The organism is Aerococcus tenax (genome assembly GCF_003286645.3).
Lineage (GTDB): Bacteria > Bacillota > Bacilli > Lactobacillales > Aerococcaceae > Aerococcus > Aerococcus tenax.
The window spans coordinates 608,168-622,839 of sequence record NZ_CP127382.2 but is presented as its reverse complement, the minus strand read 5'-3'; the positions used below and the strand labels follow the sequence as shown (position 1 = coordinate 622,839).

At 41.5% G+C, this 14,672-nt stretch carries 14 protein-coding genes, 1 pseudogene and 1 other annotated feature; of the genes and pseudogenes, 2 read left to right on the top strand and 13 right to left on the bottom strand.

Annotated features, from left to right (window positions below; genetic code table 11):
• Nucleotides 1-43 precede the first annotated feature (43 nt).
• From DBT50_RS02810 to DBT50_RS02770, 9 genes and pseudogenes are all read right to left on the bottom strand, one after another.
• The gene (locus DBT50_RS02810; protein WP_013669305.1) at nucleotides 44-682 is read right to left on the bottom strand and encodes a V-type ATP synthase subunit D; all 639 of its coding nucleotides are present in this window, start codon (nucleotides 680-682) and stop codon (nucleotides 44-46) included.
• Nucleotides 683-774: 92 nt separating this feature from the next.
• Nucleotides 775-2,142 (bottom strand): annotated as a pseudogene (locus DBT50_RS02805) (V-type ATP synthase subunit B); the annotation flags it as partial.
• The gene (locus tag DBT50_RS02800) at nucleotides 2,142-3,923 is read right to left on the bottom strand and encodes a V-type ATP synthase subunit A (RefSeq protein WP_111851729.1); all 1,782 of its coding nucleotides are present in this window, start codon (nucleotides 3,921-3,923) and stop codon (nucleotides 2,142-2,144) included. The pseudogene DBT50_RS02805 and the gene DBT50_RS02800, both read right to left, overlap by 1 nt.
• Nucleotides 3,924-3,941: 18 nt before the next feature.
• On the bottom strand, nucleotides 3,942-4,253 hold the full coding sequence (locus tag DBT50_RS02795) for a V-type ATP synthase subunit F (protein WP_070559324.1): 312 nt from the start codon (nucleotides 4,251-4,253) through the stop codon (nucleotides 3,942-3,944).
• A complete protein-coding gene (locus DBT50_RS02790; protein WP_181566039.1) occupies nucleotides 4,243-5,265 on the bottom strand; it encodes a V-type ATPase subunit in 1,023 nt (340 codons plus the stop codon). The genes DBT50_RS02795 and DBT50_RS02790 overlap by 11 nt, the downstream gene beginning before the upstream one ends.
• Nucleotides 5,266-5,281: 16 nt before the next feature.
• On the bottom strand, nucleotides 5,282-5,863 hold the full coding sequence (locus tag DBT50_RS02785) for a V-type ATP synthase subunit E (RefSeq protein WP_111851731.1): 582 nt from the start codon (nucleotides 5,861-5,863) through the stop codon (nucleotides 5,282-5,284).
• 21 nt (nucleotides 5,864-5,884) lie between these two features.
• The gene (locus DBT50_RS02780; RefSeq protein WP_013668531.1) at nucleotides 5,885-6,364 is read right to left on the bottom strand and encodes a V-type ATP synthase subunit K; all 480 of its coding nucleotides are present in this window, start codon (nucleotides 6,362-6,364) and stop codon (nucleotides 5,885-5,887) included.
• 15 nt (nucleotides 6,365-6,379) lie between these two features.
• A complete protein-coding gene (locus DBT50_RS02775; protein WP_111851732.1) occupies nucleotides 6,380-8,353 on the bottom strand; it encodes a V-type ATP synthase subunit I in 1,974 nt (657 codons plus the stop codon).
• The gene (locus tag DBT50_RS02770; RefSeq protein WP_111851733.1) at nucleotides 8,340-8,666 is read right to left on the bottom strand and encodes a DUF3450 domain-containing protein; all 327 of its coding nucleotides are present in this window, start codon (nucleotides 8,664-8,666) and stop codon (nucleotides 8,340-8,342) included. The genes DBT50_RS02775 and DBT50_RS02770 overlap by 14 nt, the downstream gene beginning before the upstream one ends.
• Nucleotides 8,667-8,967: 301 nt before the next feature.
• On the opposite strand from DBT50_RS02770, the gene DBT50_RS02765 reads away from it, so the two are divergent.
• Nucleotides 8,968-9,342 carry a GNAT family N-acetyltransferase gene (locus DBT50_RS02765; RefSeq protein ID WP_111851734.1) on the top strand — a complete coding sequence of 125 codons (375 nt, stop codon included), beginning with the start codon at nucleotides 8,968-8,970 and terminating at the stop codon, nucleotides 9,340-9,342.
• A gap of 84 nt (nucleotides 9,343-9,426) precedes the next feature.
• Here the strand turns inward: DBT50_RS02765 and metA are convergent, their stop codons facing one another.
• The 4 genes from metA to DBT50_RS02745 all read right to left on the bottom strand — a co-directional run bounded on the left by metA (nucleotide 9,427) and on the right by DBT50_RS02745 (nucleotide 13,829).
• Nucleotides 9,427-10,353: a homoserine O-acetyltransferase MetA gene (gene metA / locus DBT50_RS02760; protein WP_111851735.1), complete on the bottom strand. Its 927-nt coding sequence runs from the start codon at nucleotides 10,351-10,353 to the stop codon at nucleotides 9,427-9,429.
• Between the two features lie 54 nt (nucleotides 10,354-10,407).
• Nucleotides 10,408-10,634 (bottom strand) — a binding site (T-box leader).
• Between the two features lie 53 nt (nucleotides 10,635-10,687).
• Nucleotides 10,688-12,097: a magnesium transporter gene (gene mgtE / locus DBT50_RS02755; protein WP_111853055.1), complete on the bottom strand. Its 1,410-nt coding sequence runs from the start codon at nucleotides 12,095-12,097 to the stop codon at nucleotides 10,688-10,690.
• Nucleotides 12,098-13,000, bottom strand: a complete 903-nt coding sequence (locus tag DBT50_RS02750; protein ID WP_111851737.1) for an RluA family pseudouridine synthase — start codon at nucleotides 12,998-13,000, stop codon at nucleotides 12,098-12,100.
• Between the two features lie 10 nt (nucleotides 13,001-13,010).
• The gene (locus DBT50_RS02745) at nucleotides 13,011-13,829 is read right to left on the bottom strand and encodes an NAD kinase (RefSeq protein WP_111821247.1); all 819 of its coding nucleotides are present in this window, start codon (nucleotides 13,827-13,829) and stop codon (nucleotides 13,011-13,013) included.
• Nucleotides 13,830-14,057: 228 nt separating this feature from the next.
• Here DBT50_RS02745 and DBT50_RS02740 point away from each other — a divergent pair, with 228 nt between their 5' ends.
• Nucleotides 14,058-14,654, top strand: coding sequence for a CYTH domain-containing protein (locus DBT50_RS02740; RefSeq protein WP_111851738.1), 597 nt, complete (start codon nucleotides 14,058-14,060; stop codon nucleotides 14,652-14,654).
• Nucleotides 14,655-14,672: the final 18 nt, after the last annotated feature.

The following is a 14,672-nucleotide window of genomic DNA, read 5'->3' as shown; positions in this document are numbered from 1 at the left end:
CCTGCTAGGTCTAACTAGACCAAAAGCAGGGACTTCATCACGATTACCCGTTCATGTCTTTAATTTTGATCATCCGGGTCTTAGTCGACCGCTCATTCTCTTCTAATTTACTTTGAATATAAGCGATCGTTTCCTTGGTATCAGGAATAACCCGATATTCCAAGGCATTCACCCGTCGTCTGGTTGATTCAATATCATCAGCCATTAACTGACAGGTCTTTTCAATTTCACTGAGTTCTAATAACTTAGGCATGACTTGATTTAAGGTTGCAATCGCGTCATCTAACTCACTAGCAGTATTTAAGAAACTATAAGTGTTACGGTCCTTACCTTCTTGGTATTCATCTGAATAGTGAAAATTCATCTTAGGAACATCGACACTCATAATATTTTCATGACGAATTTCAAGTTCCACACTCTGACTAGGTATGGCCACTAATTCATCAATGTAAGCCTCGTTAACCAGGGCAGATGCAAGCACGAAATTTTCCAGGGCTAAGGATAGGTCCGCTTCAACCTCTTGACGAAGCTCATTATTTTTTCGAATGAGGTCAATAAACTGACGCATTAGCTCATCTTGCTTATCTTTTAACAATTTATGGCCGCGAGTTGCTATGGAAAGATTGCCTTGGAGTTTTTGCAATTCCATCCGAGTAGGCTTAACATTTAAAGCATTTGCCATAAAATATCACCCCTTCTTCACTAGGCCTCTTCATGACTTTCTTGATCAGCTTGATTATTATCGGATTCTTGGTCTTCCGTTCTCTGATCAGATTTCGGATAGTATTTTTCAATATACTTATCATTAATCCGAGTTAATTCTGATTTTGGTAGGATGGTTAATAATTGCCAAGCCAGGTCTAAGGTTTCATAGATCGTTCGGTTGGTATCGAAACCTTGGTTGACATACTCTTTTTCAAAACGCTCAGCAAATTTTAAGTAAAGTTTATCCGTATCAGAAAGAGCTGATTCACCTAAGACAACCGCTAATTCACGTGCTTCTTTCCCCTTGGCATAAGCTGCAAAGAGTTGGTTCATGGTATCAGCATGGTCTTCACGGGTTTTCCCTTCACCAGTCCCATCATCTTTTAGACGTGACAAAGAGGGTAAAACATCAATCGGAGGGGTAATCCCTTGGTGGTTCAATTCCTTATCCAAAATAATTTGTCCTTCGGTAATATAACCGGTTAAGTCAGGAATTGGGTGGGTAATATCATCTTCAGGCATGGTTAAAATTGGAATCTGAGTCACTGAACCTTTAGCGTCCTTAATCCGACCGGCACGTTCATAAATTCCGGCCAAGTCGGTATAGAGATAACCAGGATAGCCACGACGTCCCGGCACTTCCCGCCGAGCAGCAGACACTTCCCGCAAGGCTTCACAATAGTTAGTCATGTCGGTCATGATCACTAAGACGTGCATGCCCTTTTCATAAGCTAGATATTCAGCTGCCGTTAAGGCCACCTTAGGGGTAGCTAAACGTTCAATGGAAGGATCATCGGCTAAGTTGATAAACATTACTGATCGGTCAATGGCCCCAGTTTCTTTAAAACTGTCAATAAAGAATTGGGCATCCTCGAAGGTAACCCCCATAGCAGCAAAAACAACCGCAAAGTTTTCATCATCGTTTAAAACAGTCGCTTGGCGGGCAATTTGTGCAGCCAATTCCTTATGGGGTAGACCTGATCCAGAAAAGATAGGTAATTTTTGTCCCCGGACTAAGGAGTTCATATGGTCAATGGTTGAAATCCCGGTTTGGATAAATTCATCCGGGTATTCCCGGGCCATGGGGTTGATCACCTGACCATTAACATCACGGGATTGTTCTGGAATCGGTGTTGGGCCACCATCAACCACATTCCCTAACCCATCAAAAGTTCGGCCAATAATGTCCTCTGACACACCGAATTCCAAAGGATGTCCTTGGAAACGAACCCGGGAGTCACGGATATTAATCCCTGAGCCACCCCCATAAATTTGGACAATGGCCTTGTCTTCTTGAACTTCAAGCACTTCCCCAATGCGGGACTCGCCGTTTTGCATTTTAATTTCAACAAGTTCGTTATAGCCAACACCTGATACATCATCGACAACCATTAACGGGCCCGAAATATCAACAATGGATTTATATTCTCTTTGCACTATTTCACGCCTCCTTTTTGAACAACTTCCTGCATAGTCGGTTTGATTGAATTGTTCAAGTCATCCAACTTGGAAATTTCAGCTTCTGGAACATATTTCATCCGGGCGATTTGCTCACGAATGGTTGAAGTTCCTTCCACAATCTCATCATAATAAGCCCCTAATTCCATGGCTTTACGCGCTTCACTGTTGAAAGCTAGAATATTTCTTAACATCTTAAACTGCTTTTCTGAAGAAGTCTTGGTGTCGACTTCATCATAAGAGTTTTGTTGTAAATAATCTTCTCTCAACATACGAGCAATAACCAGAGTCAGACGGTCTTCTTGAGACAGGGCATCCACACCAACTAAGCGGACAATTTCTTGGAGGCTATCCTCTTCTTGTAGAATCGCCATAGACTTAGTGACCATACCCGTCCAATCCACATCGAGTTCTTTTGAAATTCCCTCAGTCACTTCTTTTTGATAGAGAGAATAAGAATCCAGCCAGTTAACCGCTGGGAAGTGTCTTTGTTGGGAGAGGTTAGCATCCAAGCCCCAATAAACCTTAATCACCCGCATGGTATTTTGGGTAACTGGTTCTGAGGTATCTCCCCCTGGAGGTGAAACCGCACCCACTGCGGTAACTGCCCCACGGCGTTCTTCAGAGCCTAGAGTCTCAACCATTCCGGCACGTTCATAATATTCAGCCAAACGACTACCCAAATAAGCTGGATAACCTTCGTCCCCTGGCATTTCTTCCAAACGACCTGACATTTCCCGCAAGGCTTCAGCCCAACGAGAAGTCGAGTCAGCCATGATAGCGACAGAATATCCCATATCACGGAAATATTCAGCGATGGTTATCCCTGTATAGATCGAGGCTTCCCGGGCTGCCACTGGCATGTTAGAGGTATTCGCAATCAAGACCGTCCGTTCCATGATCGATTCACCCGTTTTGGGGTCAATCAATTTAGGAAATTCGTCAATAACTTCGGTCATCTCGTTACCACGTTCCCCACAACCAACGTAGACCACAATGTCAGCGTCAGCATACTTGGCAATTTGGTGTTGCAAGACGGTTTTCCCAGCACCGAAAGGTCCAGGGATGGCTGCTGCCCCGCCCTTTGTAATTGGGAAGAAGGTATCAATGACCCGTTGCCCTGTCGTCATAATTTCATGAGGTAAGAATTTTTGCTTAAAGGGTCTCCCAACACGCACAGGCCAACGTTGAGACATACCGAAGGATTTTACTTGGTCACTGTCTTTTAAGCGAATCGAATAGACATCATCATCGAGGGTATAGTCGCCTGATTCAATGCTTTCAATAGTCCCACTCACCCCGTTAGGAACGAGGATGCGGTGTTCAATCACTGATCCTTCTTGAACGGTACCTACAACATCACCACTGACTACCTCATCACCTACTGATTTAGTGGCTTGGAAAGTCCACACTGCTTGGTGGTCAAGGGAGTCGACTTCTGATCCTCTAACCAGGTAATTCGACTCAGTGACTTGCATAAATTCATCTAAGGGACGTTGGATCCCATCAAACATTTTGGTTAATAATCCAGGCCCCAACTCTACAGAGAGTGGAGATCCCGTTGGGTGAACGGGTTCGCCTGGTTTAATTCCTGAGGTTTCTTCATAAACCTGAATATAAGCCACGTCTTGATGCATTTCAATAATTTCACCGATGAGGTTTAAATTCCCTACCCGGCAAACTTCTTGAACAGCTGCATCGTCCATATCTTTGGCTTTTACTAAAGGACCAGAAACTTCAATAATTTTTCCTGATTTCAACTAGTTTCCTCCTTCATCCTATAAAATATTTTGTCCAACAGCTTTTTCGACATTATCATTCACACGTTTCTTACCAATTCCCAAGCTGCCATTATTTGTTGGAATAAGAATAATTGCTGGAGTGACTTGGGAATCGTAAAAAGAAATGGTTTCTGGGATTTCCTTGGCAAGACTTTCTGTCAAATAAATAATCCCATAATTATTTTCAGCTAAATGATGGATGGTACGGCGAGCTTCGTCGCCACTCACCACAGGATAAGCGTCAAAACCAATGAGTTGAAAAGCAGTGACAACTTGTTTTTCACCAACTACTCCTATTTTACTCGTCATATATCGGGCGCATCCTTTCTTTTAGCTTATTTTCATCAATTTGGTTACTCTTACCAACAAGTATCAAGCGCAAATTGGTCACTTCGTTATTTAAAAAGTAGAGAAAAGCCAAGACTGGTAGGGGACCAAAGGCTTGTAAACGCGCATCACGCAAGTGGTCACTAATGACGCCTTCAATAGCCGCATCTAAGCCATCGAGGGAAATTCTATCTTGATTGGATAGTTCACTCTCCGTTTCAGATAAGACTTGGCTAAAATGTTCCCCATAATCCTTCACTTCATAGGCCTTAAAAATACTGGAATAATCCTTATTCTCAGCCCATTCTAAGAGTGAAGAAAGCGAAATAGAGCCATGTTCATTGAGTAATGAACGAATGAAGGAACTCGACCGCTTCTGTTGCATGGCACGTAGTAAAAGAGATAAATTCTCTAAATCAATCCGTAAAGCCACCCATTCAGTCACTTGGTCATCATCAATAGCTAAAGCCAAATAGTGAATGTGGGACAAATAAGCGTCATCGAGCATCACCGAAATGTCATTAATTTGTTTGGTGTCCTCAACGTAGGTCCTCACTGTATTAATAGCTTCAAGCATGCGCTGATCAATGACCGATGACTTACCAGTTTTTATCGCCTGCCGCAAACTATCGATTTGATAGGGGCCGGCTGGCAAATACATATGATGAAAGTCTTGGTCACTAAATAACTCTTTAAAAATAACCTTGGCGTTATGATAGCTATACCGCAGACCTAAAAGATCGACTACCTTTTGGTCAGGAATATTTTGATAAACTTCTTGCATAGCCTGCATGAGCCGGTCGATTAAGAAACCATCAAAATCACGACTTGATAGAATGTCATCAGGAATCCGATAAGCACTATGCTGTAATTGAGCGATAGCGTCTTCCAAGTTTTTGGCGCTTAGTAAGGCTTGATAGTCGCTCTTATCCAGGAATTCTTCTTCATGGATACGTACAGTGACATTTAAACTCGCATAACTTGTTTTAGTCACAGCTATCTTCTCCCTTCTAATCGTTCAATTGTTTAGCAACGTAGACAGATAGATGATCTTCTTGTTCACGAATCAATTGGTCAAAAGTTAGATCATAGTTCATGGTTTCTTGCTCGATCACTACCCCACCGTGGCCTTTAAGCGAGTCTTGGCTAAAGCGAATGTGGGGATATTTTTCTTGCAGGCTTAACTTTGCTTCTTGGTCTAGTTGCTTTTGGCTCAATTCTCCAACCACAATCTGGGTATTTTCCGCTTGTGGAATTGCTGAAAGCGCCTGGTCCAGCATACTGACAAAGTCCGCTTGACTGAGTTGGCTTAAGGCCAGTTGAGCTTCTTTAAATGCCTGCTGAATTAATTCTTGCTTCTTAGCTAAGAGGTCTTGATTTAATTGATTACTATAACTTTGCTTTTGTCTTTCTAGATTATCATGATAGTCACGTTCAGCTTTTTCTTTTTGCTTTTGCCATTTGGCCTGGCTTTGCTCCTTGGCATCACTTATGTCTTTTTCGAATGTTGCTTTGGCATGATCCAGCTTGGCTTCATTTTCTGAACGGACTTCTTTGTACACTTCTTCAGTTAATTGCTTAATTGTAGCCATATCCGTCCTCCTTTATCATGCTTAGCTAATTGAAAAGACCATCATTACTGAAATAACCAAGGCTAAAATCGCATAAGTTTCAACCATGATCGCTAGGATGATCCCGTTAACATTGTTTTCAGGGCGTTTTGCTAGAATTTGTAAGGAAGAAGTTGCCACTTGACCTTGATATTTAGCAGACACTAAACCAACAAAGGCTACTGGTAGGCTAGCTAAGAAATATTGGAAACCTTGACTTAAACTCATTCCTGCACTGGCTTGAATGAAGATCAAAATCCCTACCACGAAACCATATAAACCTTGAGTACCTGGCAGAAGTTGTAAGATTAAGGCTTGCACAAATTTTTCGGGTTGGTCTTTAATTAAGGCTGCAGCAGCTTCCCCTGTTTCACCAACACCACGGGCAGAACCCATACCTGCTAAAATAACCGCTAAGGCTGCACCTAAATAGGTAAATAAAATTCCGCCGTTTTCAGTTAAAAATCCTAACCAATTTTCCATTAATGTATACCTCCATTATTTATTTTCTACATTTTCATTAACGTCCGATAAATGAATATACTTTTGTAAGGTGTCAATCGGCTTAAAGCGACGTCCCCCACCTTCAACAAACTTACCAAAGAATTCCACGAAAGTAAGTCTTAGTCCGTGCACATAAGCACTTAAGAGTGAAAGGAACATGTTAAAGCCGTGCAGGGCAACAATCAATACGATCCCCACTGTAAAACGAAGTGGGACGGGTAACAAGCCCACAATCATATTGAAGGCCATGGCGATACTGCCCCCAGATAGCCCTAAGGCCATCAGTCTTGAATAGGAAACAAAGTCACCTAAATAGGAACTTACGCCATATAAGTTATATAACCCACTGGCAAAGCCAACAATTTTCTTATCAGCATAAACCATGGGAACAATAATCATACCGATAGCCGCTATAATCGCAATCACACCCGCTATCGTCATCAGCATGGGGTAATTGAAAACATAACCAGCAATGACTAAGGCTAAACTTAAGAACATCAGTAGCCAGCCACCGCTTTCGCTATACATTTCCTGGAAGTCGCCACGGCGCCATTCAGTCACTGCCTTAATAATTAAAGCGACCATCATGTGAACAAAACCAAAAGCAATCGAAATAATCAATAATTGCATGGCTTGGTTCAAGGGGTCAATTAATTTAAAAGGTAATGAAGCCCCGAAGAATGATCCATAAGCTAGCCCCACCAACATCGTCGTATAACTTAGTAAATGCCCCATTTTCATGGTGCTACGCATGGAATCTTTCATATCGACAAACTTTAGAGCCAAGAAAGTAACAATCCACATCACTAAACCATAGCCCAAGTCTCCCATCATCATCCCGAAAAACAGCATATAAAATGGGGTGAGATAGGGCGTCGGGTCCGTCTCACGATAATTAGGTGTGGCATACATTAAAGTGATGGCTTCAAAGGGTTCCACTAAGGCATTATTCTCTAACTTAATCGGAACTTGGTCATCATCAATTTCTTTTTGACTAATTTCCTCTTTAATGAGCGCATATTGATTGTCATCCAAATCAAGAGCAAGTTGCTGCTCCAATTTTTCCAGGTCTTGGACACTCACCCAACCTTTAATATAGGTGAGATAGTTGGTATCATGCGCTAAATCTTCAACCAAAGCCCGCTGACTGCGATTATAGAAGGTCTCCGAAGCAAGCTGTAAATTGAAAATCTGCGCTTCCAAGCTCCTAAAGTTTTCCACTAATTCTTGTTCAGTGCCATTAAGCCATAAGCGGTGGTCTTCTAAGGCATCATACACCTTGTCCGGCGCTTCATGATAAGGATAGTCCCATTCTTCAAAGTGACTATTATTTAGAAGTTCACTATAGGAATTGTCGTCCCTTTCATCTTGAAGCAGGACAACCCCAATATGTTCTTGAGTAGAAAAAACTTCCTCAATCGCTAATCCATCAGCTGCTTTAACCTTATTAAAATAGGACCGGTCTTCATCATTAGGCAAGTAGCCTAAGAAAGCTTTAAAGTGTTTACTTGTCAATAAGTCGCTAGGATTTATTGACAAAGCCCGCCAGTTACTAATGGTATTTTGAGCTTGTTCAACTTTTTGCCTTTGATCTATGAGCTCTTGACGGTCCTTAGATAATTGTTCAATCTCTTGAATAAGGGATTGGGCTTGATCAACGTCAACCGCTTTAATTAACTCACTCATGGTATATGTGGGACGCTTGGTCGTTAAACGACTTAAGAGCGGCTGAATGGTTAGGTAGCGTGACAAGGTCGTTAAAGCTTGCTCTGAACGCCGATACCAACTTTGATAATAATCATATTGGCGGTTATTTTTCTTGGCAAGTTCTTGACTTGAAAGCTCCTGGTCTTCACTACTTAAGTCGCTAATTTCCACATTTTGTACACCTTGCAGGGATTGAATTAATTGTTCTTTATCTGTAGGCTTGGTGATCAATGAAATTTTTTGCATTTTAGCAATTGACATATACCTTTTTCACCTCCTCTACAATATAGTCAACAATACTTGCCTCTTGGGCTTGATAATGCTCAACCAGCTTAGCGATTCTTTTCTGATTCTTCTCATCACCTTGGCGTTTATAGCTTTCCAACGCTTCTTGATTAGAGCTTTTTAAAGATTCGACATATTGGCGATATTCCGCTTTTGCTTCTTGCTCAAATTGCTCAATTTGGCTGTCTTTTTCATCTTTTAGCTCTTGAATTTTTGCTTGGGTTGCTTCACTTAATTGATTGGCTTCCTCATCAACAGCTAAGACTTGCGCCAATGTCTGATTTTCCATACTTTCACCCCCCTCACATACCTAGCCTATCTAGCAAAATCTTTGAAAAAAGGGAAGTTCGACGTGACCAAACTTCCCACAACTATTTTTTATATATTTTTGACCAAGACAGACTTTGGTGTATGTAACTAATGGACTACAATAAAAAGATACCACATTTGTTAACAAAGGGTCAATCGATACCCTTTATGTATATATTATAAGCTCCTTTTTATGGAACAGCAATAAAAAGATAAGGATTCTTTTCAGACTGAACGATTTTACCTATAATAAAATCATTACAAATAAAGGAGCCCATCCCGTGATCACTATTCATATGAGTCAAGCGCTCAATTCTAAGCTATACCATGACGCTCTTACCCTTAGAAAGCAAGTCTTTATTGAAGAGCAAGGTGTCGACCCCAAAATTGAAATTGATGACTTTGAATCGCTTTGCTTTCACTTCTGTCTCTATCGAAATGACCAGGCGCTTGCGACTTGTCGACTCTATCCTTTGAACCGAGAAGAAATAAAGATGCAACGAGTTGCTGTCTCTAAAAACGCCCGCCATTTAGGCTACGGGCAAGCTTTGATGGAAGCCTGCCTAAAATTTGCTAAAGACCGTCATTACTCAAGCTGCGTCCTTGATGCCCAAGTAACAGCCATTCCCTTCTATTTAAAACTCGGTTTTAATTAAAACTCGGTTTTAAAATTAAAAGCGATGTCTTTTTAGAAGCGGGGATTAAGCACCGTAAGATGGCTTATGCCTTAAGATAAAAAATTATTTTTCTTTATCAATGCGTTCAATAACAAAGGGTGTTTCTTGGTAAACATAATAGTTTAACCAATTAGTAAATAACATATTTGAGGTTGACCGCCATCTCAGTAAAGGTTTTTTATTGGGATTATCCTCGGGATAATAATTCAATGGCACCTTGATTTCTATCCCTTCATTGATATCTCGCTTATATTCCCGGTCCAGTGTATCAGCGTCATATTCCACATGACCAAAGATAAAGACAAAACGTTGGTCCTTGCTATGGACAGCGGTTATTCCCGTTTCTGGTGAGGAAATAAGCACTTCCAGATCGGGATTGGCCTCGATATCCTGGCGACGGACTTCAGTATAGCGGGAATGAGGGATATAGAAGACATCATCTAAACCCCGTAGTAGGGAAATTTCCGGATGGTCCATGTATTGGGGATAAACTCCAAAAAGCTTATGGTCCAAGGAATATTTCTTGATGCCAAAGTGATGGTATAGACCGGCCTGGGCTCCCCAACAAATATGGAGGATAGAGAAGACATGGTTAGAGCTCCACTCCATAATGTCAACTAATTCATCCCAATAATTAACTTCTTCAAAATCCAATTGCTCTACTGGCGCACCGGTGATAATCATGCCATCAAAGTAACGATCTTTAATATCGGCAAAGGTCCGATAAAAAGTATTCAGGTGTTTAGCTGAGGTATTTTTTGCCTTATGGGACTGCATGTGAATGAAGGTAACATTAACCTGTAGGGCAGAATTACTTAACAGCCGCAACAATTGCTCTTCAGTGGCCTCTTTGGTCGGCATTAAATTGACAATAATGACTTCCAGCGAACGAAAGTCTTGCATGGCCGCGCGACGTTCATCCATGACAAAGATATTCTCACTAGCCAATTTCTTTAAAGCAGGTAAATTTTCTTGTACTTTTATGGGCATGATCCCCATTCCTCCATTCCATAAAAAAAGCCCCTACAGCATGAATACTCATACTATAAGGACGCTTCACCGTGTTACCACCCTACTTCGTAATCGATTGATTACCTCTCATCTACACTATCATGTAGTGGTAAGTTATCGATTACCAAGCGCTAAGTGTTCACCATTGCTCACAATTAGTTGCTCATAGACCATCTTCAATCAGCGCCTCATACTCTCTTTCACCAAACAGAGCTCGCTCAAATGATTAACTGACTTACTTATCTATTCAAAGCTTACTTTTTATATTATTGATCTCATTTTATCGGTTGTAACTATCTTTGTCAAGATAGGACTAGGATAAGTAAAGCAGAAACTGTGAAGCAATTGAAAAATAGATTAAAACACTGGTCAAATCACTTAAGGTGGTAATAAAGGGACCAGAAGCCACTGCCGGGTCAAAGCCAAGTCGGTCCATAAGGAGGGGAATGATGCTTCCTGCTAAATTAGCCACGGTAATCGCGCATAGCATAGCTACCCCAACGACCAGACCCAAGACCATATTCTTTTGCCAGAGGGTGATAATTAGGAAAATGGTTCCTCCGGTGATCAGTCCACAAATTAAACCAGTAAACAATTCGCGAAAGATCAATTGAAGAAAGGTAGACTCTTCATTATCTGGATTAGCAATTTTTCTCACAGCAACGGCTAAGGACTGAGTCCCTGCATTACCTGAGGTCCCGGTAATTAAGGTAATAAATAAAGATAAAGTGGCCACTTCAGAAATCATATCCTCGAAATGACCAATCAAGGTAGAAGTTCCCATCCCCAAAAACAAGAGAGTAATTAACCAGGGTAAACGTGACTGGGCTGATTTGACGGGTGTTTGATAAGGTTCATCAACCGACACCCCAGCCAATCCAGAGTAGTCAGCCACGGCTTCTTCATCCATAACATCCAAGATATCATCAACCGTAATAATTCCTAGTAACTCCCCGGTCGCTTCAATAACGGGAATAGCTAGGAAGTCATAGTCTTGAATGGTTCTAGCCACATCTTGTTGGTTATCATCAACCGACACCGTCACCACCCGCGGCGACATGGCTTCAGAAACTAGCCGGTTAGCATCAGAGGTGATTAAATCTCTCAGGGTGAGAACCCCGACTAAACGGGAATCATCATCCACAACATAGAGATAATAAATGGTTTCAGCATTCTCAGCTTTGGCCCTCACTAGAGTCATGGCCGATTTAATGGTTTGATTGGCCTTAATCTGGACGAATTCGGTTGTCATAATCGCCCCAGCAGTTTCATCTTCATAATCCATTAAGGTCTTAATCTTTTCCGCTTGTTCGATGGGAATTAGGCGCATATAATGGACAATTTTATTAGGAGAAAACTTTTTCAGGATATCCGCTGCATTATCCCGGTACATTTCTCCCAGCATATTAGCTGCATATTGGTCATCCATGGCCTCTAAATAATCAATAATATCTTCTTGCTCATCCTCATCCAAAACGTCATAAACATCGGCTAATTCCTTAGCTGAGATATATTGGTAAAGCAAACGACGTTCTTCATCACTTAGTTTGATATAAATTTTGGCTTGGTCATAAGGATGGTTCTTAAAAAATTCATAACGCAAAGCCGACTGATCATGTTTAGCTAAGGCTTCTTTAACGCGGTCAACAATTTCTTCAGGAGTCAATTCCTCTTCTTGTTCTGGCTTAGAACTGCTAAGTCTGTTTTGTTCTTGATCCTTCATTTAGGCGTCCCCCTTTTGATAACTAGCTAACCAAGTTTTAAAGTCTTGGGATAAAGGTGCTTCAATCACTAAATCTTCCTGGGTTAAAGGCTGCTTGAAGGCCAGGCGCTGACAGTGTAAAGCCTGACCAGCCAGCCCGGCTTCCTGACTACCACCGTAGAGATCGTCCCCACAAAGAGGGGCGCCTAGATAAGCAAAGTGGACTCTAATTTGATGGGTACGTCCGGTATGGAGTTGAACCCGATAACGGTAGAGTCCCGCCTGGCTATCCTCCAACCAGTACTCTGTCTTAGCGTGTTGACCATCCGCTCTGACACAGCGTTCGATAATTGAGCCCTCCTTACGACCAATCGGCGCTTCAATCAGGCCATGCTGGTCTGACCCGATAGCAGAATGGGTAAAGGCTAAATACTGCTTATTGATACCGCCAGACTGCATTAATTGATCGATTTGTGAATGGGCATACTTGTGCTTAGCAAAGATCATCGCTCCACTCGTAAAGCGGTCTAATCGGGTCACGACATGGATGACTTGGTTTTCATAATTTTTTCTAACAAAGTAACCTTTAACAAAATTAGCCATGGAGTATTCATCCTTAAATTGTGAAGGAATGGAGGTGTAGCCGGCCGGTTTATTAACAATTAAATAATCGCGGTCTTCATAAAGAATGTCCAAAGGAAAATCCACCGCCATAATTTGATCTTGGCTACCCTCAGCTGGGTAGATGATGGTCACTTGGTCTCCCAAAGAAAGGAAGTATTTACTCCCAACTCGCTTATTATTAACTAAAATAGTCCCCCCATGGTATTTGATTTTAGCCAGTTGACGGCGGGAAACGCCTTTTTGCCTAAGAAAAGTCTTCACATATACTTCCTGGTCACAAGTCCATGAGAAAAATAACATAAGTCGTCAATTATCCTTTCTTATCGCGGTCGCCTAGGCCAATAAAGGCATTTTCCACTCGGTCCCAGAAATGCATATGACGGTACCTGGCAAAGTGAACCCGTGATTTAGCAATTCGGAACTCAATATTTTTCACTCCTTTTAGGGAAAAAGATAAGTGATCCAGGGTCATAAAGACTCCTGCTAAAAATTCATCATCCAATTTTACCCGGATCCACTCATCTCCAGCAATCAGGATAGGACTAGAGATGGTGCGGTAGACCCGGTTATTTAAAGAAGCAATCTCTGTGACTTGCAGGGTATCCAAGCGGGGATGAACCACCGCGCCTCCTAGAGACTTGTTCAAACCTGTTGACCCAGTCGGTGTCGATACACATAAGCCGTCTCCTTTAAAGAGTTCAAATTTTTCTTCCTTTATAAAGACTTCCCCAGTCATCGTCCCTTCAAAACGGCGCAAGGTCGCTTCGTTAAGCGCAATCAGGTGATTTTTTTCGCCATCAACCTTTTCTAAAGCTACTTCTAAGAGCGGGTAAGAGACACTCTCACCCGAATCATTGAGGAGAAAATCAATAAACTGGTCCAATTCATCAACTGTCCAGTCGGTATAAAAACCTAAGTGCCCAGTATGAACGCCAACAAAACGGACATGGTCGAGCTGTTGTTCATAGTGGTGGAAGGCTTCCAATAAGGTCCCGTCCCCACCAATGGATACCACAATATCTGGATGGTCTTGGTCAATGCTGAAATCAGCCTGTTTACACGCAGAAAGCAGCCTCGCTTGGACATCCTTAGATGATTCATTGTCGTTACTTACTATTGCGATACGCATTGGTTGACTCTCCTTTTACATCCATATTATGATAAAATTTTAACTTGAAAAAATAATTCTTTTGGCCTATTTTATTAAGTAATTATATTAACTTAACTATAATCCTTACCCTACTATTAAAACATATTTTTCTTGCTTTAGGCAGCGATTACTGACTTTAAAGGCAAGTTTTTTGGCAAGGCCTTGAATGCTTGTTATAATACTTGGAGAAAAGAGGAGAGTGAATTTATGCACAAGGACATTGAAACAGAATATAAAAATATTCTTAGTCCACAGGAATATCAAAAGCTCTTATCTTTATTTGATCTTCATTTAAATGAAGCCAAGCACCAACATAATATGTACTTTGATACCGAATCTCTCCGCTTGAAAGCAAACCACAGTGCCTTAAGGATTCGACTCAGTGATACCTATGCCCATCTCACCTATAAGCAGTCACTGACTAGCGCCAAATCCTTGGAAGTCACTGATAAGGTCAGCCGTGAAAGTGCGCAAGCCATGATGGAGACAGGTCAGTTTCAGCCTGGAACACACTTAAGCGCCTTATTCCATGAAATTGGTATAGACGCTAGCGAATTACGACCCATTGGTCAATTTAAAACCACTCGCTTGGAAAAAAATTGGAAAAAGCAAAAGCTTGTATTAGACGCTTGCTCTTTTTACACTTACAATGATTATGAATTAGAATTAGAAGTTGAGCCTGGAGAGGACGATCCAAAGCGTTATTTTAATGAATTTTTATCTAGCTATCATATTACTCGTCGGCCTTCCAAGCCAAAAATTGCCCGGATGCAATTAGATAAACCATTATATCCATTCGAATAATTTATACAGTTTGATCAT